This window comes from Pelagibius sp. (assembly GCF_965227505.1).
Taxonomy (GTDB): Bacteria; Pseudomonadota; Alphaproteobacteria; order Kiloniellales; family Kiloniellaceae; genus Pelagibius.
Genome location: NZ_OZ245757.1, coordinates 2,451,590 through 2,474,788, shown reverse-complemented (window position 1 = coordinate 2,474,788; position 23,199 = coordinate 2,451,590). Strand labels below are relative to the sequence as shown.

General features: G+C 67.8%; 28 protein-coding genes. 18 read left to right on the top strand and 10 right to left on the bottom strand.

What is annotated here, in order from left to right; all coding sequences use genetic code 11:
• Positions 1-21: 21 nt before the first annotated feature.
• Positions 22-654 (bottom strand): polyhydroxyalkanoate synthesis repressor PhaR, encoded by a 633-nt coding sequence (gene phaR / locus ACO06P_RS11805; RefSeq protein ID WP_420345442.1) that lies wholly within the window; start codon positions 652-654, stop codon positions 22-24.
• Between the two features lie 320 nt (positions 655-974).
• Here phaR and ACO06P_RS11800 point away from each other — a divergent pair, with 320 nt between their 5' ends.
• The 3 genes from ACO06P_RS11800 (at position 975) to ACO06P_RS11790 (ending at position 3,888) form a co-directional block, all read left to right on the top strand.
• Complete coding sequence (locus ACO06P_RS11800) at positions 975-1,466, top strand: hypothetical protein (RefSeq protein WP_420345441.1); 492 nt, start codon at positions 975-977, stop codon at positions 1,464-1,466.
• 46 nt (positions 1,467-1,512) lie between these two features.
• Positions 1,513-2,538, top strand: coding sequence for an alpha/beta fold hydrolase (locus tag ACO06P_RS11795; RefSeq protein WP_420345440.1), 1,026 nt, complete (start codon positions 1,513-1,515; stop codon positions 2,536-2,538).
• Between the two features lie 174 nt (positions 2,539-2,712).
• The gene (locus ACO06P_RS11790; protein ID WP_420345439.1) at positions 2,713-3,888 is read left to right on the top strand and encodes an acetyl-CoA C-acetyltransferase; all 1,176 of its coding nucleotides are present in this window, start codon (positions 2,713-2,715) and stop codon (positions 3,886-3,888) included.
• 98 nt (positions 3,889-3,986) lie between these two features.
• Here ACO06P_RS11790 and ACO06P_RS11785 read toward each other — a convergent pair whose 3' ends face one another.
• From ACO06P_RS11785 to ACO06P_RS11775, 3 genes are read right to left on the bottom strand one after another with little or no spacing between them, the layout of a single operon-like run.
• Complete coding sequence (locus ACO06P_RS11785; protein WP_420345438.1) at positions 3,987-4,382, bottom strand: hypothetical protein; 396 nt, start codon at positions 4,380-4,382, stop codon at positions 3,987-3,989.
• Positions 4,366-4,809 (bottom strand): SRPBCC family protein, encoded by a 444-nt coding sequence (locus ACO06P_RS11780; protein ID WP_420345437.1) that lies wholly within the window; start codon positions 4,807-4,809, stop codon positions 4,366-4,368. The genes ACO06P_RS11785 and ACO06P_RS11780 overlap by 17 nt, the downstream gene beginning before the upstream one ends.
• Positions 4,806-5,159, bottom strand: a complete 354-nt coding sequence (locus tag ACO06P_RS11775; RefSeq protein WP_420345436.1) for an ArsR/SmtB family transcription factor — start codon at positions 5,157-5,159, stop codon at positions 4,806-4,808. The genes ACO06P_RS11780 and ACO06P_RS11775 overlap by 4 nt, the downstream gene beginning before the upstream one ends.
• Positions 5,160-5,336: 177 nt before the next feature.
• Between ACO06P_RS11775 and phbB the strand changes: the two genes are divergently transcribed.
• Genes phbB through ACO06P_RS11755 form a run of 4 tightly spaced genes read left to right on the top strand, consistent with a single transcriptional unit; the run spans position 5,337 to position 7,953 of the window.
• Entirely contained in the window at positions 5,337-6,062 is a 726-nt protein-coding gene (gene phbB / locus ACO06P_RS11770; RefSeq protein WP_420345435.1) for an acetoacetyl-CoA reductase, read from the top strand.
• A 25-nt stretch (positions 6,063-6,087) separates the two neighbouring features.
• On the top strand, positions 6,088-6,516 hold the full coding sequence (locus ACO06P_RS11765; protein ID WP_420345434.1) for a thiol-disulfide oxidoreductase DCC family protein: 429 nt from the start codon (positions 6,088-6,090) through the stop codon (positions 6,514-6,516).
• Between the two features lie 58 nt (positions 6,517-6,574).
• Positions 6,575-7,006, top strand: coding sequence for an NUDIX hydrolase (locus tag ACO06P_RS11760; RefSeq protein ID WP_420345433.1), 432 nt, complete (start codon positions 6,575-6,577; stop codon positions 7,004-7,006).
• A gap of 50 nt (positions 7,007-7,056) precedes the next feature.
• Positions 7,057-7,953: a DMT family transporter gene (locus ACO06P_RS11755; RefSeq protein WP_420345432.1), complete on the top strand. Its 897-nt coding sequence runs from the start codon at positions 7,057-7,059 to the stop codon at positions 7,951-7,953.
• Between the two features lie 26 nt (positions 7,954-7,979).
• On the opposite strand, the gene ACO06P_RS11750 is transcribed toward ACO06P_RS11755, so the two are convergent.
• Entirely contained in the window at positions 7,980-8,423 is a 444-nt protein-coding gene (locus ACO06P_RS11750; RefSeq protein WP_420345431.1) for a cupin domain-containing protein, read from the bottom strand.
• Between the two features lie 110 nt (positions 8,424-8,533).
• Between ACO06P_RS11750 and ACO06P_RS11745 the strand changes: the two genes are divergently transcribed.
• The gene (locus ACO06P_RS11745) at positions 8,534-9,292 is read left to right on the top strand and encodes a class I SAM-dependent methyltransferase (protein ID WP_420345430.1); all 759 of its coding nucleotides are present in this window, start codon (positions 8,534-8,536) and stop codon (positions 9,290-9,292) included.
• Between the two features lie 37 nt (positions 9,293-9,329).
• Positions 9,330-9,692: an MmcQ/YjbR family DNA-binding protein gene (locus ACO06P_RS11740; protein ID WP_420345429.1), complete on the top strand. Its 363-nt coding sequence runs from the start codon at positions 9,330-9,332 to the stop codon at positions 9,690-9,692.
• 12 nt (positions 9,693-9,704) lie between these two features.
• On the opposite strand, the gene metW is transcribed toward ACO06P_RS11740, so the two are convergent.
• Both metW and metX read right to left on the bottom strand, forming a co-directional pair.
• Positions 9,705-10,355: a methionine biosynthesis protein MetW gene (metW, locus tag ACO06P_RS11735; protein WP_420349626.1), complete on the bottom strand. Its 651-nt coding sequence runs from the start codon at positions 10,353-10,355 to the stop codon at positions 9,705-9,707.
• 67 nt (positions 10,356-10,422) lie between these two features.
• A complete protein-coding gene (gene metX / locus ACO06P_RS11730) occupies positions 10,423-11,511 on the bottom strand; it encodes a homoserine O-acetyltransferase MetX (protein WP_421938201.1) in 1,089 nt (362 codons plus the stop codon).
• Positions 11,512-12,029: 518 nt separating this feature from the next.
• Here metX and ACO06P_RS11725 point away from each other — a divergent pair.
• Genes ACO06P_RS11725 through ACO06P_RS11715 form a run of 3 tightly spaced genes read left to right on the top strand, consistent with a single transcriptional unit; the run spans position 12,030 to position 15,024 of the window.
• Complete coding sequence (locus ACO06P_RS11725) at positions 12,030-12,926, top strand: chorismate mutase (protein WP_420345428.1); 897 nt, start codon at positions 12,030-12,032, stop codon at positions 12,924-12,926.
• Positions 12,923-14,029 carry a histidinol-phosphate transaminase gene (hisC, locus tag ACO06P_RS11720; protein WP_420345427.1) on the top strand — a complete coding sequence of 369 codons (1,107 nt, stop codon included), beginning with the start codon at positions 12,923-12,925 and terminating at the stop codon, positions 14,027-14,029. The genes ACO06P_RS11725 and hisC overlap by 4 nt, the downstream gene beginning before the upstream one ends.
• On the top strand, positions 14,026-15,024 hold the full coding sequence (locus ACO06P_RS11715; RefSeq protein ID WP_420345426.1) for a prephenate/arogenate dehydrogenase family protein: 999 nt from the start codon (positions 14,026-14,028) through the stop codon (positions 15,022-15,024). Before hisC ends, ACO06P_RS11715 begins: the two co-directional genes overlap by 4 nt.
• On the opposite strand, the gene ACO06P_RS11710 is transcribed toward ACO06P_RS11715, so the two are convergent.
• A complete protein-coding gene (locus ACO06P_RS11710; protein WP_420345425.1) occupies positions 14,957-15,979 on the bottom strand; it encodes a DUF2125 domain-containing protein in 1,023 nt (340 codons plus the stop codon). The two genes, ACO06P_RS11715 and ACO06P_RS11710, sit on opposite strands and share 68 nt — an antisense overlap.
• 185 nt (positions 15,980-16,164) lie before the next feature.
• Between ACO06P_RS11710 and ACO06P_RS11705 the strand changes: the two genes are divergently transcribed.
• From ACO06P_RS11705 to ACO06P_RS11680, 6 genes are all read left to right on the top strand, one after another.
• Positions 16,165-16,842: a gamma-glutamylcyclotransferase gene (locus ACO06P_RS11705; RefSeq protein ID WP_420345424.1), complete on the top strand. Its 678-nt coding sequence runs from the start codon at positions 16,165-16,167 to the stop codon at positions 16,840-16,842.
• Between the two features lie 98 nt (positions 16,843-16,940).
• The gene (locus ACO06P_RS11700) at positions 16,941-17,483 is read left to right on the top strand and encodes a YHS domain-containing (seleno)protein (RefSeq protein ID WP_420345423.1); all 543 of its coding nucleotides are present in this window, start codon (positions 16,941-16,943) and stop codon (positions 17,481-17,483) included.
• A 108-nt stretch (positions 17,484-17,591) separates the two neighbouring features.
• Complete coding sequence (locus ACO06P_RS11695; protein ID WP_420345422.1) at positions 17,592-17,921, top strand: DUF2282 domain-containing protein; 330 nt, start codon at positions 17,592-17,594, stop codon at positions 17,919-17,921.
• A gap of 139 nt (positions 17,922-18,060) precedes the next feature.
• Entirely contained in the window at positions 18,061-18,960 is a 900-nt protein-coding gene (locus ACO06P_RS11690; protein WP_420345421.1) for a DUF692 domain-containing protein, read from the top strand.
• Positions 18,944-19,765, top strand: coding sequence for a DNA-binding domain-containing protein (locus ACO06P_RS11685; RefSeq protein ID WP_420345420.1), 822 nt, complete (start codon positions 18,944-18,946; stop codon positions 19,763-19,765). Before ACO06P_RS11690 ends, ACO06P_RS11685 begins: the two co-directional genes overlap by 17 nt.
• Entirely contained in the window at positions 19,762-20,349 is a 588-nt protein-coding gene (locus ACO06P_RS11680) for a DoxX family protein (protein ID WP_420345419.1), read from the top strand. The genes ACO06P_RS11685 and ACO06P_RS11680 overlap by 4 nt, the downstream gene beginning before the upstream one ends.
• 163 nt (positions 20,350-20,512) lie before the next feature.
• Here the strand turns inward: ACO06P_RS11680 and ACO06P_RS11675 are convergent, their stop codons facing one another.
• Both ACO06P_RS11675 and ACO06P_RS11670 read right to left on the bottom strand, forming a co-directional pair.
• A complete protein-coding gene (locus tag ACO06P_RS11675; RefSeq protein WP_420345418.1) occupies positions 20,513-20,767 on the bottom strand; it encodes a hypothetical protein in 255 nt (84 codons plus the stop codon).
• An 11-nt stretch (positions 20,768-20,778) separates the two neighbouring features.
• Complete coding sequence (locus tag ACO06P_RS11670) at positions 20,779-23,121, bottom strand: adenosylcobalamin-dependent ribonucleoside-diphosphate reductase (RefSeq protein ID WP_420345417.1); 2,343 nt, start codon at positions 23,119-23,121, stop codon at positions 20,779-20,781.
• Positions 23,122-23,199 lie beyond the last annotated feature (78 nt).

Below are 23,199 nucleotides of genomic sequence, written 5' to 3'. Positions count from 1 at the left end.
GGGGGTTTCCCCGGATCCGCTCTAGGTCTTGTCTTTGGTGAGTGTGTTGATCTGCTTTTGCAGCTGATCGATCTGCGCCTTCAGATCTTCCAGGGATTCCGACGAGGCCTCGGCCTTGGTATCGGCGCGGCCGTTCTCGGCCGCCGGCTTGTCGCCGTTTTCATCCTGGTCGGCAGGGAAGGGTGAGAACATGCGCATGGCGCTTTCGAACAGCGCCATGTTCTGCTTGCCCATCTCTTCCAGATTGCCGAAGGGGAACATGTTGCCGAAGGTCTCCTGCATCGACTGGCGCATGCGGTCCTGGTTCTGGGCGAAGCTTTCCATCATGTGTTCCAGATAGCGCGGAACCATCCACTGCATGGAATCGCCGTAAAACGAAATCAGTTGCCTGAGGAAGTTGATCGGCAGCAGGTTCTGACCCTTGGACTCCTCCTCGACGATGATCTGCGTCAGCACCGCCCGGGTGATGTCTTCACCGCTCTTGGCGTCGTAGACGACGAAGTCGACATCGTCCTGCACCATCTGACAGAGATGGTCCAGGGTCACATAGCTGCTGGTCGCCGTGTTGTAGAGCCTGCGGTTCGCGTACTTCTTGATCGTAATGGGACCGTCGTTCCCATTCCGGTTTTTTCCGCCTTTGCTGGAAGCCGCCAAGTTCCCTTGCCTTTCCCGCCGCGCGCCCCGCTCATGACTTTCCTCATGAGGCTTTCGCAACCGGCGTTCTCATCGTTTGCGGCGGCGGAGGCCCTTGCCTTGGGGGTGGCAGCACAGGCGCTGCCGGGTATTCCGCTTCCGCCTAGGGATATTGCTGCGCCGCATCACGGCCTGTCAACGCCCGTCTCCGGGCCGGATTTCCCGGGGCTTTGTGGCGCTTTCGGCGGTGGCCTGCCGTCTTTCGGCGGCGGCGGCGGCCGGTTCTGGTCCCGGGGCTCGACTGGTCAGAGCCTGTGGGAGGCGGTTATACTGGCCGCGCAATGAGCCAGACCGATGAGCTTGAAGAGCTGGCGCGGCGCTATGTCGACCTCTGGCAGGACCAAATGACGGCGCTGGCGGCAGACCCCGATTTTGCCGAAGCCATGCAGCGGGTCATGGCCTCGCTGGGGGTCACGGCAGCGGGCCTGCCCGCGGTCTGGGGGGCCTGGCCGGCGGCCATGGCGAGCATGCTGGCGGCGGCCCAGGGCGGACCGGCGGCGGGTCTGCGGGCCGCTGCGTCGGCGAAGGGCGGCGGGCCGGAAAAGGATGGGTCGACGAATGGACGGCGCGAAGACGAGCAGCGGAGCGGCGCAGCCACCCGCCCAGCCAGGGCGCCTGGGGCCGCGGCCGCTGCCGCTGCATCTGACGGCGGCGGGGCTGACCTGGGCGTCATCGCGGACCGCCTTGCCGCTTTGGAGCAACGGATCCTTGCCCTGGAAGGGGGATCTGGCAGAGCGCGCCGAAAACCTAAGGCAAAAGCTCGGGACAGCTGATCCGGAGGCGTTTTCCGCCGCAGTGGAGCGGGAGGTGATCCAGCGGATGACCCTGCTCGCCCAGGGCATCGAGGCATATCGCCACCACCCCTACCGCCGCCGGCTCGCCGACCCTCCCGTGATCTGGCAGGAGGGCGACACCCGCCTGCTCGACTACGGCGCCTGCCCAGAAGCCGCTGCGGCCGACGCGGCAGCGGCCCCTCTGCTGGTGATTCCCTCGCTCATCAATCGGGCCTACGTCCTGGACCTCATGGAAGGGCGCTCCTTCCTGCGCTGGCTGGCCGCCCGCGGCCTGCGCCCGCTGCTGGTGGATTGGGGCCGCCCGCGCGCGCAGGAGCGCGCCTTTACCCTGACCGACTATATCGCCGGGCGCCTGGAGCGGGCGCTCGACTTCGTCGTCGAGGACGGCGGCCGCAAGCCGCTGGCCATCGGCTACTGCATGGGCGGCCTGCTGGCCCTCGGGCTGGCGGCGCGGCGGCAGGAGGATCTCGAAGCCCTGGTCCTGCTGGCGACGCCCTGGGACTTCCACGCCGACAACGCCCCTCACAGCCGTCTCGCCGCCGCCTGCCTGCCTCTGGCGGCGCCGCTCCTGGAGGTCATGGGCGAGATGCCGGTGGACCTGATCCAGGCGCTTTTCGCCAGCCTGGACCCGCATCTGGTGGTGCGCAAGTTCCTCAGCTTTGCCAGGCTCGATCCCGCATCGTCGAAGGCGGCGGCGTTCGTGGCCCTGGAGGACTGGCTGAATGACGGCATTCCCCTGGCGGCGCCGGTGGCGCGCGAATGCCTCGGGCGCTGGTACGGTGACAATGCCGCCGCCCGGGGCGCGTGGCTGCTGGCCGGCAATCCGGTCGACCCGGCCGCCGTCACGCTGCCCGCGCTGAGCGTCATCCCGGCGCAGGACCGCATCGTCCCGCCGGCCTCGGCCCTCGCCCTGGCCGACGCTCTGCCGGCGGGGGAGACCGCTACCCCTACGGTCGGCCATATCGGCATGATGGTGGGCGGCAGGGCGGAGGCGGATGTCTGGCAGCCGCTCCAGGAGTGGATTCTGGCCCGCACGGCAGGGCCGAACTAGCCGCGGGACGGTACGCTTTTCCCGCACGGCTTGCACCGCGGGCTCGTCTGTCCTTATATCAGGAACAGGTTCGTCAAGGCTGCGCGTCCTGAGCCCTTCCGGGACGCAAGGACTGCGGGTCGCCGCTTCATCGCGAAGAGAAGCGCTCCGCCCACAACACGGGAGATCTCCGATATGACCGAAGTCGTTATTGCCGGTGCGGCCCGCACCCCCGTTGGTTCCTTCAATGGGGGCCTGTCCAGCGTGCCGGCCTCCCACCTCGGGGCGGTGGCCGTCAAGGAGGCGATGAAGCGCGCCAAAGTCGAGGCCGAAGAGGTCGACGAGGCCGTTCTGGGCCAGATCCTCACCGCCGGCGCCGGGCAGAACCCGGCCCGTCAGGCCGCCGTCGAGGCTGGTATCCCCGTCGAGAAGACGGCTTATCAGATCAACCAGCTCTGCGGCTCGGGCCTGCGCGCCGTCGCCATCGGCCAGCAGGCCATCAAGACCGGCGACTCCCGTATCGTCGTGGCCGGCGGCCAGGAAAGCATGAGCCAGGCGCCCCATGTGGCGCACCTGCGCAACGGCCAGAAGATGGGCGACCTGAAGATGGTCGACTCGATGATCAAGGATGGGCTCTGGGACGCCTTTAACGGCTACCACATGGGCAACACGGCCGAGAACGTCGCCAAGCAGTGGCAGATCACCCGCGAAGAGCAGGACGCCTTTGCCGCCGGGTCGCAGAACAAGGCCGAAGCGGCCCAGAAGTCCGGCCGCTTCAACGAGGAGATCGTTCCGGTCACCATCAAGACCCGCAAGGGCGAGACCATCGTCGACGTCGACGAGTTCCCGCGCCACGGCGTGACGGCGGAGTCCCTTTCGGGTCTGCGACCCGCGTTCGACAGGGAAGGCTCGGTGACCGCCGGCAACGCCAGCGGCATCAACGACGGCGCCGCGGCGGTTGTCCTGATGTCCGCCGAGGACGCAGCGGCCCGCGGCGTTGCGCCCCTGGGCCGCATCGTCTCCTGGGCCACCTGCGGCGTCGATCCCTCGATCATGGGCACGGGCCCCATCCCCTCCAGCCGCAAGGCCCTGGAACAGGCCGGCTGGGCGCCCGGCGACCTCGATCTGGTCGAAGCCAACGAGGCCTTCGCCGCCCAGGCCCTGGCCGTGAACAAGGACATGGGCTGGGACATCGACAAGGTGAACGTCAACGGCGGGGCCATTGCGCTCGGCCATCCCATCGGTGCTTCCGGAGCCCGCGTTCTGGTCACCCTGCTGCACGAGATGGGCAAGCGCGACGCCAAGAAGGGTCTCGCCACCCTCTGCATCGGTGGCGGCATGGGCATCGCCATGTGCATCGAGCGCGACTGAATGCAGCCGGCGGGCCCTCGGTCCGCCAAAAAAGCGCAGCCAACGAAAGACCGGCCCGCCCTTGTGCGGGCCGGTTTTTTTGTTCGGCCGCGTCGTGTCTACTGTCTGGTGGGGCCCGCGGCGTCGATCAGGTGTACGATCCCCGCCGGGTTGGTGATCCAGAAACCGTCGAAACCTTCGGGCAGGGGCTCGATCCCGTCGCAGCGGCGGATGCCCGACCGATGCAGCCGGACCGCTGCGGTCCGGCTGTCCTCGCAGGTCACCTGCAGCCAGAGTTCCGCCTGGCTCATCTGCGGACAGCAATCGAGGTGCAGCGTCATGGCGCCGAAAGCGAAGGCCGTGGTTTCGGCATCGCCCTTCAGTTCCTTGAGGGCCAGCACGTCTCTGTAAAAGGCCACGGTTTCCGCATAGAGCGGTGCCGGCACCTTCATCGCAAGATTGGCGCCGGCCGTGAAACCCGTCTTGCGATCTTCCTGCTCATGCGCTTCGGGCATGCTCGCCTCCTTTGTTTCCCAGGTGTTGCTCCAGTGCAGCGCATTTCTGCAGCCAGCCCTGGCGGAAGCTCTCCTCCTCCGGCGTGCTGGCCAGGCCGCGGTGCCGGATCGCCAGGCGGCAGCCGGTGCCCCGTTCGGTCAGGGTGAAACTGACCGCTGTCGGGCTGCCGGTGCCGTCCTCGATCCAGGACCAGACCATGAGGTGTGGCGGCTCCAGCGTCAGAACGCGGCAGCGCACGGTGCCACCACAGTCGGTGTCCTCCGGCCCGGCGCGGAGCTCGAAGGTCGCGCCGACGACCGGGCGGAAGGTGTTGGGCATCAGCCAATCGGCCAGCGCGGCGCTGTCGGTCAGCGATCGCCAGAGCGACTCCCTGTCCTGGTCGAAGTCCTGCGTCAGGACAAGGTCCATCGGTCGGCGCCTGCTCATGGAGTTTCGTCCTTTGCTGCGGGCTTTGCTGCAGGCTTCGTTGCGAGATGCCGCCGCAGGCGTGCGAGCCGCGCCTTCCAGAAGCGCTCGTACTGATCGGTCCAGGCGCGCACTTCGGCCAGGGGTGCGGGCTCCAGGGCGTAGATCCGCTTGCGGCCGGCGGGGCGTCGGCGCACCAGTCCCGCCGCGCGCAGGATCTGCAGGTGCTGCGAAACCGCGGCAAAGCTCATGTCGAATTCCGCGGCCAGGTCCTGCACCGGGCGCTCACCCTCAGCCAGCAACTCGAGAAGCCGGCGGCGCGTCCGGTCGGCGATGGCATGGAAAACGGCATCGCTTTCGATGGTCTGCATGGCGGCCACTATATTAAAGCAATCACTTTAATGTCAATTCCGGCGATTGCGCCCCGGATGGCGCGCGCGGCTGTTGGCGGCGGTTGCGATCCATGGTTTTATGCATCTGAAAACAGACCGTTGTCCTAAAGCGGCGGTGATCGCGAAGGGCGTAAACAGCGAGCGGGGAGGTGCACGATGGCGCGGGTGGCGTTGGTGACGGGGGGAACGCGGGGCATCGGGGCGGCGATCTCGGTCGCCCTGAAAGACGCCGGCTACAGCGTGGCGGCGAGCTACGGCGGCAACGACGAGGCCGCCAACAAGTTCAAGGATGACACCGGCATTGCCGTCTACAAGTGGGACGTCGGCGATTTCGAGGCCTGCAAGGCCGGCATCGCCCAGGTCGAGGCCGACCTCGGGCCCGTGGACGTTCTGGTGAACAATGCCGGTATCACCCGGGACGGCACCCTGCACCGCATGACCCTGGAGAACTGGCAGTCGGTGATCTCCACCAATCTGGACTCCCTCTTCAACATGACGCGTAACGTCATCGAGGGCATGCGCAGCCGCAGCTACGGGCGGATCATCTCGATCTCGTCGATCAACGGCCAGAAGGGCCAACTCGGCCAGGCCAACTATTCCACCGCCAAGGCGGGCGTCTTCGGCTTCACCAAGGCGGTGGCGCAGGAAAACGCCTTCAAGGGCATCACCGTCAACGCCGTGGCGCCGGGCTACATCGGTACGGAGATGGTGCGCGCGGTGCCGGAGGAGATTTTGAACACCAAGATCCTGCCGCTGATCCCGGTGGGACGGCTGGGCGAGCCGGAGGAGATTGCCCGCTGCGTGGTGTTCCTGGCCAGCGAGGAGGCCGGCTTTATCACCGGCTCGACGATCTCGGCCAACGGCGGCCAGTACATGGCCTGACGGCGGATAACACAGGCAGGCGGCGGTGTCGGTTGCAGCCTCTGACAACGCGCCGTTGCCGGAAAGGCTGATCCTCTTCGACGGCGTCTGCGTGCTGTGCAACGGCTCCATGCAATTCATCCTCAAGCACGAGCGCGCGGCGGAGTTTCACTTCGCCGCCGTCCAGTCGGACGCCGGGCGCCGCGCCCTGGCCGCCCATGGGCAGCCGACCGAAGACTGGGACTCGGTGGTGGTTGTCGATGGCGCTGCGGTCTACTTGAAATCAGACGCGGCGATCCGCATCGCGCGAGGCCTGCGCGCACCCTGGTCCTGGCTGCGGGCGCTGGCGATCCTGCCGCGTGGCCTGCGCGACTGGCTCTACGACCGGGTGGCGCGCAACCGCTACCGCCTCTTCGGCCGCTACGACCAATGCCGCATTCCCACCGCCGAGGAGCGCGGGCGGTTCCTGCAGTGAGTGCAGCCGCAAGAGGTGACGGCGCCTTCGCGCCGCTGGCGGCGGGGGAGGGCACGGCGTGAACGACTATCCCAACCGTCCGCTGATCGGTGTCGGCGTGGTGGTCTTCAAGGCGGATCGCGTGCTGCTGGTCCGCCGCGGCAAGCCGCCGCGCGAAGGCCAGTGGTCGCTGCCCGGCGGGCGTCAGCGCCTGGGTGAGCGGATCGAGGCCGCGGCCTGCCGCGAGGTGCGGGAGGAGGCGGGGATCGAGATTGTGGTGGGCCCGCTTGTTGACGTGGTCGACTCCATCACCCGCGACGAGGCGGGCGCCGTCCAGTATCACTATACGCTGGTCGACCTGCTGGCGGAGTGGCGGGCGGGAGAGGCTGTGGCCGGTCACGATGCCGCCGAGGTCGCCTGGGCCGACCCGGCCGATCTCGCGCCCTTCGATCTCTGGGCGGAGACCGAGCGCATCATCGCCCTGGCGGTACAGAAGCGCGGGGCGTCCTGATTCCGGCCACGGGCTTGCCAGCACACGCCCTCGGCGCTATCAGCCAGACCATGAGTTCCTCCGCCCCGGCCTCCTCGCCCCAGCGCCTGCGCGCCACCCTGATCGGCGGCATCGCCGTCCTGCTGTGGTCGCTGCTGGCGCTCTTCACCACCGGGGCGGCGGGCATTCCGCCCTTTCAGCTTCTGGCCATGACCTTCGCGGTCGCCTTCGTCACCAGTCTCTGCGTCCTCGCCGCCCGCGGCCCGGGCGCATTTGTGGCCTGGCGCCAGCGTCCGCCGGTCTGGCTGCTCGGGGTGGCCGGGCTCTTCGGCTATCACTTCTTCTACTTCGTTGCCCTCGGCAATGCGCCGCCGGTTGAGGCCGGCCTCATCGCCTATCTCTGGCCGCTGCTGATCGTCGTCTTCTCGGCGCTGCTGCCGGGCGAACGGCTGCGCTGGTTCCACCTCGGCGGCGCGCTGCTGGGTCTGGCCGGGGCGGCGCTGCTGGTCACCCGCGGCGGGCAGCTCGCCTTCCGGGCTGAGTTCGCGCTGGGCTACCTGGCGGCGCTCGCCTGCGCGCTCACCTGGTCCACCTACTCGGTCCTGAACCGGCGCTTCGGCGCGGTGCCGACCGACGTTGTGGGTGGTTTCTGCGGGGCCGTGGCCTTCCTGGGCGCCGCCTGTCACGTGATGCTTGAGACCACCGTTGTGCCCCAGGGCCTGCAGTGGCTGGCGATCCTGGGGCTCGGCCTGGGGCCGGTCGGCGCCGCTTTCTTCGTCTGGGACTACGGCACCAAGCACGGCAACATCCAGGTGCTGGGTGCCTTCTCCTACGCTGCGCCTCTACTCTCGACGCTGCTGCTCATCGCCTTCGGCCAGGCGGAGGCGACCTGGATCGTCGCCCTGGCCTGCCTCCTGATCGTCGCCGGGGCGGTGCTGGCCTCGAAGGAACTGCTGCGCAAATCCTGACGGTGAGGCGGCGTCTATCGTGGGGTCTAGCGGGGAAGGGGCCGCCAGTCCGGCGGCGCCATCTCGAAGCCCTCGAACTGGAAGCCGGGGGCCACGGTGCAGCCCACCAGGGTCCACGCGCCGAGGCTTTCGGCCGTCTGCCAGACCCGCGCCGGGACCACCACCTGTGGGCGCTGACGCGCCGCCAGTTCCGGCCCCAGAACCTTGGACTCGGCGTCGTGGCCGTTGGCCGACATGGTGAGGACGAGCGGCGCCCCGGCGTACCAGTGCCAGACCTCGGCCGCGTCGACCCGATGCCAGTGGGAAACCTCCCCCGCCGCCAGCAGGTAGTAGATCGCGGTGGAGGCGGCCCGCCCCTCGATGCCCCCGTTGATGGCCGTGGGGTCGCGGAAGGTTTCGCGGAAGTGTCCGCCCTCCGGATGAGGTTGCAGGCCCAGGGTCTCGATGATCTCCGCAGCGTCCAACGGCATTCTCCTGTTACGGGTGTCTTTCTGTTGGGGGCAACGTTCTGTTAAGGCTTTGTTAACCATAGCAGACCTGTGATCGCCTGGAACGGCCAACTGTGATAGGCTCCGCGCCCATGTGGCACGATGTCGTTGATCTGCGGGAGTTCTACGAGACCCGCCGCGGCCAGGTGGCGCGCCATATGGTGCGCCGGGCCGTGCGCTCGGTCTGGCCGGATGTGACCGGCCAGCGCGTGCTCGGGCTCGGCTTCGCCACCCCCTACCTGCGCCAGTTCAGAAGCGAGGCCGAGCGGGTGTTGGCCTTCATGCCGGCCTCCCAGGGGGTGCTGCACTGGCCGCCGGAGGGGCCGGGGGTGGTTTCCCTGGTCGAGGAGACCGAGCTGCCGCTGCCCGACTACTCCGTCGATCGGGTGCTGCTGGTCCACGGCCTGGAGAACAGCGAAGCCCTGCGCGCGTTGCTGCGGGAGATCTGGCGGGTGCTGACAGGCGACGGCCGCCTGCTGGTGGTGGTGCCCAACCGCCGCGGCATCTGGGCGCGCTCCGACCGCACGCCGCTGGGCTGGGGCCACCCCTACAGCGCTGCCCAGCTGTCCCGCGTGCTGCGGGAGAACATGTTCACCCCCACGCGAACCGAACGGGCGCTCTACGTGCCGCCCACCACGTCCCACACCCTGCTGCGCTCGGCGCCGGCCTTCGAGCGTATCGGCGCGCGCTTCTTTCCCACCTTTGCCGGTGTGGTGATGATCGAGTCCGGCAAGCAGCTCTACGCCGGCTCCGCCAAGCGGGTGCGCGGACGCATCGGCAAGCCGGTGGTGGTGCAACTGCCCCAGGCCGCCGGCCGCGTCCACCGCGAAAGAACGCCGAAGCCGACCTGAGCCGGCGGCGGGATGGCGTCTGCCCCGACGAGCGCCCATGACCTACGAGGAATTCAACGCTTTCTGCAAGGCCCTGCCGGCCACGACCTACGTCGTGCAGTGGGGTGGCTCGCATGTCTGGAAGGTGGGCGGCAAGGTCTTCGCCATCGGCGGCTGGGCCGAGGGCGCGCCGGCCTACACCTTCAAGACCAGTCCGCTGTCCTACGAGATCCTGCAGGAGCAGCCGGGCCTGCGCCCGGCGCCCTATCTCGCCTCACGCGGCATGAAGTGGATCCAGCACTACGCCGAACCGGGCCTCGCTGACGACGCGCTGAAGGACTACCTGCGCGAATCCCACCGCATCGTGTCGCTTGGCCTCTCGAAGAAAAAGCAGCGTGAACTCGGCCTCAACGACGCCTAGCCGCAGCGGGGTCTAATCCTTCTTCAGGCGGAAGATCGCTTTTTCGCCAAGCAGGTTGGCCAGCGGCCCGCCCCAGATAGACCCCAGCAGCCCGGTCTGCGGGCGGTCGTTGCGCAGCACCAGGGTCTCCGCGATCTCCAGCCCGCAGGCCTGGCAGAGTTCGGTGAAGTCGCGGATCGTGCAGAAGTGGATGTTCGGCGTCTCGTACCAGGCCTCCGGCAGCGAATCGGTGACCGGCATCCGACCTTTCAGTGTCAGGTGCAGGCGCACCTGCCAGTGGCCGAAGTTGGGGAAGGAGACGATGGCGTGGCGTGCGATGCGCACCATCTGTTCCAGCACCTGGCGCGGATCGCGGGTCGCCTGCAGGGTAAGGCTGAGGATGGCGTAGTCGAAGGCGCGGGCCGGGTATTCCACCAGGTCGGTATCGGCGTCGCCCTGGATCACCGAGAGGCCCCTGGCCACGCAGGCATTCACGTTGCGCTGGGACAGTTCGATGCCGCGGCCCACCACCTCGCGCTCGCGGATCAGGTGGTCCAGCAGCGCGCCGTCGCTGCAGCCGATGTCCAGCACCCTGGCGCCGCGGTCCACCATGCGGGCGATCAGTGCCAGGTCGCTGCGCAGGGGGGCGGCGCTGCGGGCCGTGCTGGTGTCGAGCGGGCTCATCGGTCGGGTCTCGGTTGCAGCAGTCATAAGCAGGGGGTCATGAGAAGGCTGTCATGGGAAAACGCTGTCATGGGAACGTGAGGCCACGATGTTCGGCGCAGCCGTTCAGAAAGCCCGAGAGGGTAGCCCGGAACTCCGGCTCGTCCAGCAGAAAGGCGTCGTGGCCGGCGTCGCTTTCGATCTCCACGAAGCTGACGTCGGCGGCCACCGCGTTGAGGGCATGGACGACGTCGCGGTTCTCCGAGGTCGGGAACAGCCAGTCGCTGGAAAAGGAGATGACGCAGAAGCGCACCGGGGTGTCGCGAAAGGCGTGGGCGAGCTGGCCGCCGAATTCGGAGGCCAGGTCGAAGTAGTCCATGGCCCGGGTGATGTAGAGATAGGAGTTGGCGTCGAAGCGCTGCACGAAGCTGGCGCCCTGATGGCGCAGATAGCTTTCCACCTGGAAGTCGGCATCGAAGCCGAAGGTGAGACCGCGGCGGTCCTGCAGCCGCCGGCCGAACTTGCGGTGCAGCGCCGGCTCCGAGAGATAGGTGATGTGCGCGGTCATGCGCGCCACGGCGAGGCCGCGGTCCGGGTTGCGCCCCTCGGCGATGTATCGCCCGCCGCACCAGTCCAGGTCGGCCATGATGGCCTGGCGCCCGACCTCGTGGAAAGCGATGTTCTGGGCCGTGTGGCGGGCCGCGGTGGCGATGGGCACGGCGGCAAAGACCTTCTCCGGGTAGCTGGCCGCCCACTGCAGCACCTGCATGCCGCCCATGGACCCGCCGGTCACGCAGAACAGCTTGTCGATGCCCAGGTGGTCGATCAGCAGCTTCTGGGCGCGCACCATGTCGGCGATGGTGATGACCGGGAAGTCGAGTGCCCAGGCCTCGCCCGTCGCCGGGTTCGCGGATTTCGGGCCGGTGGTGCCCATGCAGCCGCCCAGCACGTTGACGCAGATGACGAAGAAGCGCTCGGTGTCGAGGGCCAGGCCGGGACCGACGATCTGGCTCCACCAGCCGGGCTTGCCCGTCACCGGGTGGGTGCCGGCCAGGAACTGGTCGCCGGTCAGGGCATGGCAGACCAGGATGGCGTTCGATTTGTCGGCGTTGAGGCGGCCATAGGTCTGGTAGGCGAGCGTAAAGGGCCCCAGCGCCACCCCGCAGTCGAGCATCATCGGGGTCTCGCCGCCGAACTCGGCGCTCAGACCCTCCTGGCGTCCCTCCAGCGCTTCCCGCTGCGATCCCGCTGGTCGGGCAGTCTGCGCCGCATCCTCCGCCTGCCCGGCTGCTGCGGCTTCCGGCTGTTCGCTCACCTTCACTCCTGGGTCCTCGGCCAATCCGGCACCTCGTCCGCCCGCGCTGAGTCGACACCTCTCCGGTCGCTGCCAAGGCGCAGCCTGTACCGTCCCTGAGGGCCTGTCCTGCGAGAGAGCCCCTAGCTAGGGAGCAAGGGCCCGTTCTGTCAACCTTTCCCATGGTCGCAGGCCCTCTCGGCCCGGCGCCCTCAGGGTGCCTCAGCGGCGCCCTGGCGCCTGAACTCCGGGGACCGCTGCCGGCGCGGAGGCGCTGCCCGGGGGCGCCGGTTTGGTGTAAGGTTTCCTTTGATTTTACCCAATCCAGCGACTATCAGTAGCTCCGCCTTGGCTGCAGGTATCGGGCCCGAATGTCAGAAAAACCGCCATCTCTGGACGATTTGCGTCGCCAAATCGACGAAATCGACAATGCAATCCACGACCAGCTCATGCGCCGGACAGAGCTGGCGCGTCAGATCGCCCAGGCCAAGGGAACCAATGCCGTCATTATGCGCCCGGGGCGCGAGGCCCGGGTTCTGCGGCGGCTGGTGGGGCGCCACCAGGGACCCTTCCCGAAGCCGGTGGTCTGCCGTATCTGGCGCGAGATCATTTCGGTCTTCACACGCCTGCAGGGGCCCTTCGCGGCGGCGGCCTTCGCGCCGGAGCACGGCAGCGACCTGTCCCTGCTGGCGCGCGACCATTTCGGTTCGCTGACCCCGATCACCGGCTACGGCTCCGAGATGGGGGTGCTGCGGGCGGTCAGCGAAGGCAAGGCCAACATCGGCATTCTGCCGCTGCCGGAGTCCGACCGCGGCCCGCCCTGGTGGCCGAAGCTGGCGCGCAGCGGGCGCGCCTCGCCCAAGATCATCGCCCGTCTGCCTTTCGCCCCGCTGGACGGCGGGCGCCGCTCGGGGCCCGAGGCGGTGGTGATCTCCCTGGCCGAGCCGGAGGAGAGTGGCGGCGACCGCGGCTATCTGATCGTCGAATTGGACGAGGCGGTTTCGCGCGGTGCGCTGAAGACCCTGCTGTCGGATGCCGGCTTTGACGTGCGCAACACCCAGGCCTGGGTCGATGCGCCGGACCGCACCCTGCATCTTGTCGAGGTCGACGGCTTTCTGGCGGGCGGCGATGCCAGGGTGGCCGCCCTGGTCGAAGAGGTGCCCCAGGTGAGCCACGCCTGGGTAGTCGGCAGCTTTGCCGTGCCGCTGTCACCGGAGGATCTGGCGGCCCAGCCGGTTGCGGCCATGATGGCCGGGGCCGGCGCAGGGTCCGGGGCAGAAAGCAGCGGTGCGTCATGAGCCCGGCAGCGGGCCCCATGCCGCGCCCCGGCATCCTGGATGTCGCGCCCTACGTCGGCGGCGAGTCCAAGGCCGCCGGGGCCAACCGGGTCATTCGCCTGGCCTCCAACGAGAATCCGCTGGGGCCGAGCCCGAAGGCCGTGGCCGCCTATGCCGCGGAGCAGGACGATCTGCACCGCTATCCCGACGGCGGCGCGCTGGCTCTGCGCCGGGCCATCGCTGAAGCCGAAGGGCTGGATGCGGCGCGCATCGTCTGCGGGGCGGGCTCCGACGAACTGATCGCCCTGTTGGTGCGCGCCTACGCCGGGCCCGGCGACGAGGTGCTCTACAGCGAGCACGGCTTTCTGATGTACGGCATTTCCGCCCGCACCGCCGGGGCGACCGTGGTCGCGGCGCCGGAGGTGGCGCTGACGGCCGACGTCGACGCCCTCATCGCCCGGGTCAGCGACAAGACGCGCCTGCTGTTCCTGGCCAATCCCAACAACCCGACCGGCAGCTACATCTCCCAGGCCGCCCTGACCCGCCTGCATCAGGCACTGCCGCCCAACGTGCTTCTGGTCGTCGATGCCGCCTATGCGGAATACGTCTCTGCACCCGACTATCCGCAGCCCGCGGCTCTGGTCGAGCAGGCCGACAACGTTGTCATGCTGCGCACCTTCTCCAAGATTCACGGTCTGGCGGCGCTGCGCCTCGGCTGGGCCTATGCGCCGCCGGCGGTGGTGGATGTGCTGAACCGTGTGCGCGGGCCCTTCAACGTCAGTCAGGCGGCGCAGGCCGCGGGGGTCGCTGCGGTGGGCGACACGGCCCATGTCGCACACTCGCGCGCCCACAACGACGAATGGCGCCGCTGGTTCGCCCAGGCGGCCGCGGCGGCGGGCATCGAGCCTCTGCCCAGCGTCGGCAACTTTCTGCTGCTCCGCTTTCCCGGCGGGCAGAGCGAGGCCGAGCAGGTGCTGGCGGCGTTGAAGCGCCGCGGCGTGCTGGTGCGCGGTGTCGCCGCCTATGGCCTCGCCAACTGCCTGCGGGTGACCATCGGCACCGAAGAGGAAATGCGGACGACGGCGGAGGCGCTTCAGGAAGCGTTGTCGGAGACGGGGGCATGAGCGATGGCGCCGTACCCGAAGCCGCGGGCGCCGGCGCGCGGCCTATGTTCGACCGCGTCGCGCTGCTGGGCGCCGGGCTCATCGGCTCCTCGCTGGCATGGGCCATGCGGGCGCGGGGGCTGACCGGCCACATCGCAGCCCACTCCAGGCGCGCCGAGACGCGCGACAAGATCGCCGAACTCGGCTTTGCCGACTCGCTTCATGCGGACCCGGGCGATGCCGTCGAGGGGGCCGACCTCGTCTTTTTCTGTGTGCCCGTGGGGGCCAATGCCGCGGTTGCCGAAGCCGTCGGTCCGCGCCTTGCCCCGGGCGCCATCGTGACCGATGTCGGTTCGGTGAAGCAGGCTGTGATCCGCGACATCGGCCCGACCTTGCCGGAAGGCGTGCATTTCATTCCCGGCCATCCTGTGGCGGGCACCGAGTTCTCCGGCCCCGAGGCCGGTTTCGCCGATCTCTTCGAGCAGCGCTGGTGCATCCTGACGCCGCCGCCGGGCACCCACGAGGACGAGGTGGAGAAGCTGGTGCGGTTCTGGCAGGCGCTCGGCTCGACCGTGCAGATCATGGACGCGGCCCGTCACGACAAGGTGCTGGCCGTCACCTCCCACCTGCCGCACCTCATCGCCTACACCATCGTCGGCACGGCGACCGACCTGGAGGAGAGCGAGCGCGCCGAGGTGGTGAAGTTCTCCGCCGGCGGTTTCCGCGATTTCACGCGTATCGCCGGATCCGATCCGATCATGTGGCGCGACGTCTTCCTGCATAACCGGGAATCGGTCCTGGAGATGCTGCAGCGCTTTTCCGAGGATCTGACGGCGCTCCAGCGCGCCATCCGCTGGGGCGAGGGCGAAACCCTGGAGGGTTTGTTCCGCCGCACGCGGGAAATCCGTGCCGGCATCGTCGACGCCCACCAGGCGGGTTCCTTCGATCCTAGAGAACCGGAGCGATCGGGAACAACGGGACCGGTCCCAGAAAAAGCAGACCGTCCCGCAGAGTAATCGGCGCCTCCAGCACCGTCGTGCCGCTGGCGGCATCGCGCCGCCCCATGGCGGCCACCGCGAGCTGCGCGGCAAAGGCGGCCTCCGGCTTGATGCGCCCGTCTTCGGCCAGGCGGTCGATGATCTCGTCAGCACCTTTCAACTGGGTATCGAACAGGCCGGCCGGGCGCAGCGCCTGATCGAGGCCGAGCCGCCCTTTGGCCTGCAGGTCCAGCGGTCCCCAGAGGGCGGAAAGGCTTTCGAAGCGCCAGAGGCCGCCCGCGTCGCGCCACTGGGGCAGGGAGTCCGCGGGCTTGCCGCGGGGAATGCCGCCGACCACCGTCGAGCGGAACGAAAGCCGCTCCAGCGAATCTCCCAGGGGTCCGCCTTCGCCCTCGGGCAGGCGCACGGCGACCGCCTCTCCGGCGAGGTTCAGTTCGTCAGGATCTCCGTTTCGTGGCTGGTGCAGCGGGCCCATGCGGGCGGTCAGCCGGTCCACGGTCAGCGGTTGCAGGTCCGGTCCGTCTACGCGCAGGGCGCCCAGGTCGACGGACGCGCTGTCGACCTGCCCGTCGAGGGCCAGTACCACCTGCCCCCGGGCCTCTTCTGTGGCGACCGCCGCCGCCCGCTGCTCCTGACCTTCGGTCAGCCGCAGCTGGTGGGTTCCCGGGAACGCCAGATCGATCGTGAAGGGGTCCCAGAGCTTGGCCTCGCCGATGATCGGCGGGCCCTGCCAGGCAAGGCCCTGGGGGCTGGTCGCTGTGGGCTGGTTGAAGGTGACCGTCAGGGCGAAGGGGAAGCCGCCCATGTGCGGCCCGTCGTAGTCGATCTCGTAGCCGCGCGCGATCTGCTCGCTGCGCCACCGCGCGATCCCTTCGGCCAGAGCCTCTGAGGCCCAGTACCAGTAGGCCGAGACAGCCAGCGCAAAGACAACGAGCGCGACAGCGCCGAGGCTGACGAGACGGGTGCGACGCATACGCGCTTTTGCTCCTTTTCGCGGCAAGCGAGACTCTGGTCGGTGCGGCTGCTGCCATCATACCGCGCCGCGGCCGGTCGTGCGGACTCAAATGCCCGGGGGCGGTTCCCTGCCGAAGCGGGCTTGAGGGCATGGCCGCGATTTGTTGGTATAGCAGCCGCTGTGCAGACGTATCGGAACGCGACATGACGGAAAGCCGGTGGCCGGACTTCGACGACCCCGACAACCTTACGCCCGAGGAACTGGCCGCCCGCCGTCTCGACCTCCCGGATGGCCAGGATTTCTGGGTTTTCGGCTACGGCTCGCTGATGTGGCACCCCGGTTTCCCCCATGTCGAGGTTCGCATCGCCCGCCTGAACGGATTTCACCGCAGCTTTTGCGTCTTCTCCCATCGCTACCGCGGTACGCCGCAGGTCCCGGGGCTGGTGCTGGGGCTTGACCGCGGCGGGTCCTGCCGCGGGCTGGTGTTCCGGGTCCCCGCCGGCGAGGGCGAGGAGGTGCTGGACTACCTCTATGCGCGGGAGATGATCACCGGCGTCTATCACCCGTCCTGGCGGGCCGCCAAGACCGACCAGGGCAGCGTCTCCGCGATCACCTTCGTCGTCGACCGCGCTCACCGTCAGTATGCCGGCGGGCTCGGTCATGACGAAATGGTGGGTCTCATCCTGCAGGGCCACGGCGCCCGCGGGCCCTGCATGGAATACCTCGAGAACACCGTCCACCACCTGCGGGCGCTGGGCCTGCGCGACCGCGCCCTGGAGCGCCTGCTGAAGGAAGCCAAGGCAAGGCGGGCCGCCTCCGGGCCCTCCGGCTCCGGTTCTTCCGGTTCCGGACCTGCCGATCAGGGGCTCGTCACATCTTAGTGTAGTGTCGTGAATTGATCGCAGGGGCTGTTGGTCAATATTTCTAGGCCATCAGGCACCCGCCTGTCCCTTCAACAGGAGATGCGAGGTTCTCCCCCATGATGCGCAAGCTTTTACTGGCATCGGCCTTGTCGTTGATGACCGTTGGCGCGGCCCAGGCCGGCGAACAGTACGTTGACGAAACCGGCTACGCGATCAGCGGCTATGACGCGGTGGCCTATTTCGACCTGAAGCAGAACCCCGTCGGCTCTCAGCAGCCCCGGGCGGTGCGGGGCAAGGCCGGCATCACCGCCGAGTACAACGGCGCCACCTGGGCTTTCGCGAACGAGGCAAACCGCGACAAGTTCGTCGCCGATCCGGCGAAGTACGCGCCCCAGTACGACGGTCACTGCGCCTACGGCCTGGCCCAGGGCGGCAAGGTTCCGGCCAATCCCAACCTCTGGCGCATTGTGGACGGCAAGCTCTATCTGAACATCACGCCGACGGTGGTCGGGTTCTGGGAAGGCGATATTTCGGGCAACCTCGAGAAGGCCGACGACCTCTGGTCGAAGAAGGAGCCGCTTCCCGCTTCAACCAAGAGCTGGAAGGCCATCAACGACAACGACGGGACCTACGAGGGCCCGGCCCCCATCGAAGGATAGCCTTCGGCTTACAGCAGACTGCGTATCGGATCTGTTCGAACACCGAAAACGGCGCTTCGGCAGATCGGGGGCAGTAGAGAAACGTCAATCGAGAGGAGACATCAGTTCATGGCTGAAAAAGGGAAAGTTGTATCGGCGGTGATGATCGCCGGCGCCGTGGCTCTGGCCGTTTCGGCAACCGCTCATGTGACGCCGGCGAGCGCCCAGGCAAAGGAAAAGTGCTACGGCATCTCGCTGGCCGGTCAGAACGACTGCGCTGCGGGCCCCGGCACGACCTGCGCCGGCACGTCGACCGTGGACTATCAGGGCAATGCCTGGACCCTGGTTCCGGCCGGTGACTGTCTGAAGTACGGCGTCGAGGAAACGACGGCGGACTTCGAGCTTCCGGGCGACCGCAAGGGCTCGCTGGAGGCTCTCGACCGCGACCTGCCGGCCTGACGGCGGCCTCGGGGACCGGCCCGCCCGTCGTTGAACGGGGCGGCTTGAAGGGGAACCCCGGTCCGGGTAACGCAGCAGCGATGACCGGACCGGGGTTCGCCCTTTTTCCTTCAATCCTAAATCGGTGTTCTGACTGGTGATGGCGCGTTCTTCGACAGTTCCGGCCCGTGCGGGCGTTGGCCTGAAGGCCCAGCACTACGAGGCTGTTCTGGACAGCCGGCCGGACCTTGGCTGGTTCGAGGTCCATGCCGAGAACTACATGGGTGCCGGCGGGCCGCCGCATCACTACCTGGCGCGCATCCGCCGCGACTATCCGATTTCGCTGCACGGCGTGGGCCTCTCCATCGGCGGGGCGGCCCCCCTCGACGAAGCGCATCTGGCACGCTTCAAGGATCTTGCGGAGCGCTACGAGCCCGGTCTGGTGAGCGAGCATCTCGCCTGGTCGACGCACGACGATGTCTACTTCAACGATCTGCTGCCGCTGCCCTATACCGACGAGACGGTGGCGCGGGTAGGCGATCACCTCGGGCGCATGCAGGATGTGGTGGGTCACCGCGTTCTGCTGGAAAACCCATCCACCTACGTGACCTTCAAGGAAAGCGCGATGGACGAGATCGATTTCCTGAAGGCCGTGGTGAAACGCAGCGGCTGCGGCCTGCTTCTGGACGTAAACAACGTCATGGTCTCTGCGACCAACCAGGGCACCGCCCCCGAAGCTTACATCGACGCCTTTCCGCTGGAGCATGTCGGCGAGATCCACCTCGGCGGGCACGCCCGCGAAGACGATGACCAGGGCAACGCGCTGCTGATCGATGCCCACGACCGGGCGGTGGACGATGCCGTCTGGCGGCTCTATGCGCGTGCACTCGCCCGCGGCGGCGCGAAGCCGACCCTCATCGAGTGGGACAACGACCTGCCGGACTGGATAACGCTCTACGCAGAGGCGCAGTCCGCACAGCGGCAGCTCGATGCCTGCGGCCGTGCCGGCCCGGTCCCGCGGACGCCGCAGACCGTCCAAGCCCATGCCGTTACAGCCTGATCCTCTCGCCGGCCTGCAGAGCGCGTTCTCCGCCGCCCTGCGCGACCCGGCCCTACCGGCGCCGCAGGCGGTCGCGCAGGCGGGCAGAGGGCCGCTGGCCCGGGGCTTCGACGTCTACCGCAACAACGTTGCCGTCAGCCTCATCGAAGCGCTGGAGGCCGCCTTCCCGGTGGTCCGGCGGCTGGTGGGCGAGGCGTTCTTCAAGGCTGTCGCCAGAGCCTACGTGGCGGAGGCGCCGCCGTGCTCGCCCGTCCTGCTGCTCTACGGCCGCAGCTTCGGCACGTTTCTCGATGACTTCCCGCCGGCCGCGCGCGTGCCCTACCTCGGCGATGTGGCGCGCCTGGAATGGGCACGCCTCTACGCCTATCACGCGGCCGATGCCGCACCGCTGGAGATCGCAAGCCTGTCGGCGTTGCCGGAAGGCGCCCTCGGCGGACTGCGCTTCACGTTGCATCCCTCCCTCCGGCTCCTGCGCTCGCGCTGGCCGGTCGTCTCGATCTGGGCGGCGAGCAGCGATGCCGGCACCGCCGATGCGGTCGACATGGGCAGCGGCCAGGAGGCCGCCGCGATCCGCCCGGCCTTGACGGTGGAAACCCGCCTGCTCCCGGCAGGCGGCCATGACTTCATCGCCGACCTGGTTGAAGGCGCGACGCTGAGTGCGGCGGCGGAGCAGGCCATAGACCGTGATCCGGCTTTCGAGCTTGCCGTCCATCTGCAGGGCCTTTTTGAGATCGGCGCCGTTACCGCGCTCCTGCCATCGGCCCCTGATGCGCCAGACACTTCAGCGAGGATAAGCGAGACATGATTACCCGACTGACAGCAGTTCATGGCCGGATCTTCGGTTCGGTCGAGGCGAAGCTGGACGGCTGGTTCCTGGGCCTGGCTGCGCGCTTGGTCTTCGCAGCAGTGCTTGCGGTCTACTACCTGCACTCCGCCGCACTGAAGGTGGGCGATGGGATCATCGGCTTCTTCAGCATCGGCGACAACGCCTACTTCCAGATCCTGCCTTCGGTGGTGGAGGCCTACGGCTACGATGCCTCCCAGGTGCCCTTCTTTCCCTACGACATCATCGTGTTCGCCGGCACCTACGCCGAGTTCGTGCTGCCGGTGCTCATCGTCCTCGGCCTTTTCACACGGCTCGCGGCCCTCGGCATGATCGGCTTCATCGTGGTGCAGTCCTATGTCGATATCGCCTTCCACGGCGTCGACGCGGCCACCATCGGCACGTGGTTCGACCGCCTGCCGAGCGCGGCTATCCTCGACCAGCGGGCGCTCTGGGTCTTCCTGCTGGTCTACCTCGTGGTGCGCGGCGCCGGCGCGCTTTCGCTGGATGCTCTGCTATCTCGTACGGGATTGGTGAAACAGTTGGCAACGCATCCCGCGCAATAGCACTGGCTTCGCTCACCCTTCGAGACGGGCTTGCAGCCCTCCTCAGGGTGAGGCCCAAGCACAAGTGCTCTCATCCTGAAGAGCAGGTGGAGCCGGCGTCTCGGAGGATTCGGCTCGGTTCACTCTTGTCACCAGAGGCTTGTTGTGAGCATCCGCGAGGCGACTAGCCCTTGGAGTAGACTGTGCGTCCGGTTTCTTCATCGATGATCTCAACGATATCGGCGGTGTAGAAGAAGTCTTCCGGTGCGCTCTCTTGCCTGGGGCTGATGTTGGTCGTGATGTGCGCGTAGTCATCTCCAAGGTCGTAGCCCCAAGCGATGTTGTAAACCCGCGCCTGCGAACCGTCTTCCAAATGTACGATCGTCCACCGACTATCCTGTCGTTGCAGGTGAAGGATGATCTCTTCGTCCTTCGGCACTCGTGGCCCGCCTAGCTGCACTTGGAGTAGCCGCAGCTCGTACAGAGGTCGCAGCCTTCCTGGCGGACCAGACCGGCGCTGCCGCACTTGGGGCACTGGGCAAAGCCCTGTGATCCCGCTGCGGCGGCGATCCTGATGGCACTGTCTCCGGCGCCGAGCTGCGGGCGTTCCTGTGCCTGCAGGAAGCCGATCTCCACCATGTGCTGTTCGATCACGCCGCCGATCGCCGCCAGCAGCGAAGGCACGTAGCGGCCCTCCATCCAGGCGCCGCCGCGCGGATCGAACACCGCCTTCAATTCCTCCACGACGAAGGAGACATCGCCGCCGCGCCGGAACACCGCGGAGATCATGCGGGTCAGCGCCAGCGTCCAGGCATAGTGCTCCATGTTCTTGGAGTTGATGAAGATCTCGAAGGGCCGCCGCCGCGGTTCCCGGCCGTCTCCCGCCTTGGCGGACGGTTCCTGCAGAATGTCGTTCAGGGTGATGTAGATGGCGTGATCGCTTTCCGGCCAGCGCAGTTTGTAGGTACAGCCGGGCAGCACCGCCGGCCGCGCCAGCGGGTCGGTCATGTAAACGACATCGCCTTCGGCCGGCTGCAGCGGCGGGGACGCCGCGGCTTCCGGTTCCTGCTCCTCCGGTTTTCGCTCGGCGCTTTCCACCGTCAGCACGGCGCCGGTGATCGCGTTGGGCCGGTAGGTCGTGCAGCCCTTGCAGCCGAGATCGTAGGCCTGGGTATAGACATCCTTGAAGGCTTCGAAGGAGATGTCGGCGGGCAGGTTGATGGTCTTCGAGACCGAGCTGTCGATATAGCGCTGCACCGCGGCCTGCATGACCACATGCGCCGCCGGTTCCAGGGTCTGGGCATCGACGAAGGCCGCGGTCAGCGGCGCGTCCGGTCCTTTGAGACGGCGGAAGAGCCGATAGGCGTAATCGCTCACCTCCTCTTCGCGCCGGCTGCCGTCGGGCTGCAGGATGCGCCGGGTATAGGCGAAGCTGAAGACCGGCTCCAGGCCGGAGGAGATGTTGTCGGCGAGCAGCGAGATGGTCCCGGTGGGCGCGACCGAGGTGACCAGCGCATTGCGGATGCCGTGCTTTGCGATGCCGTCGCGCAGGTCCTGGTCCAGTTCGCGGATCGACTCGCCGGCCAGATAGGCATCACGGTCGAACAGCGGGAAGGGGCCATTCTCGGCGGCGAGATCGATGGAGGCCTGGTAGGCAGCCTTGCGGAAGGCAGCCATCCAGCGCTCCGTCGTCGCCACCGCTTCGGCGGAGCCGTAACGCAGGCCGCAGCAGATGAGCGCGTCGGCGAGACCGGTGATCCCCAGGCCGATGCGCCGCTTGGCCTTTGCCTCCTGGCGCTGGGCATCCAGCGGGAACCGGGAGACGTCGATGGCGTTGTCGAGCATCCGCACCGCCGTCGGCACCTGTTCTTCCAGGGCCTTCATGTCGAGACCCGCATCGGCCTCGAAGGGCTTTGTCACCAGGGCTGCGAGATTGATGGACCCCAAGAGACAGGCGCCGTACGGCGGCAGAGGTTGCTCGCCGCAGGGGTTGGTGGCGCGGATGGTCTCGCAGTAGTGCAGATTGTTGCGCCGGTTGATGCGGTCGATGAAGATCACGCCCGGCTCCGCGGCCGCATAGGTGGCGCGCATGATGCGCTCCCAGAGGTCGCGAGCCTGCACCACGCGATAGACCGTGCCGTCGAAGGTCAGCGGCCAGGCCTGGTCCTCGCGCACCGCCTGCATGAAGGCGTCGGTGATCAGCACCGAGAGGTTGAACATCGACAGGCGGCCCGGTTCCTGCTTGGCCTCGATAAAGGCCTCGATATCCGGGTGGTCGCAGGCCAGCGTGGCCATCATGGCGCCGCGCCGCGATCCCGCGCTCATGATGGTGCGGCACATGGCGTCCCAGACGTCCATGAACGAAAGCGGGCCGGAAGCGTCCGCGCCGATGCCGTGCACCACGGCACCACGCGGCCGCAGAGTGGAGAAATCGTAGCCGATGCCGCCGCCCTGCTGCATGGTCAGGGCCGCTTCCTTCAGATGCTCGAAGATCCCCGCCATGTCGTCGGGGATGACCCCCATGACGAAGCAGTTGAAGAGCGTGACGTTCCGCTCACTGCCGGCGCCGGCCTGGATGCGCCCGGCAGGCAGAAAGCGAAAATCGCGCAAGGCGTCCTCGAAGCGCGCCTCAACAGAACCCCTGGTTGCGGGATCGGCCTCGGCAGCCGCGAGCGCCCGCGCAATGCGCCGCCAGCTGTCGCCCAGGGTTTTGTCCACAGGCTCTCCGGAGGCCGCCTTGAGGCGGTATTTCATGTCCCAGATCTCTTGCGACAGGGCTGAGAATTCAGACATGGACGAACCTTCCACGGGGCTTAAGGTCCCGCATTCGTGCGATATTTCGGCGGAAACGCTGTCCTGACGATAGGTCTG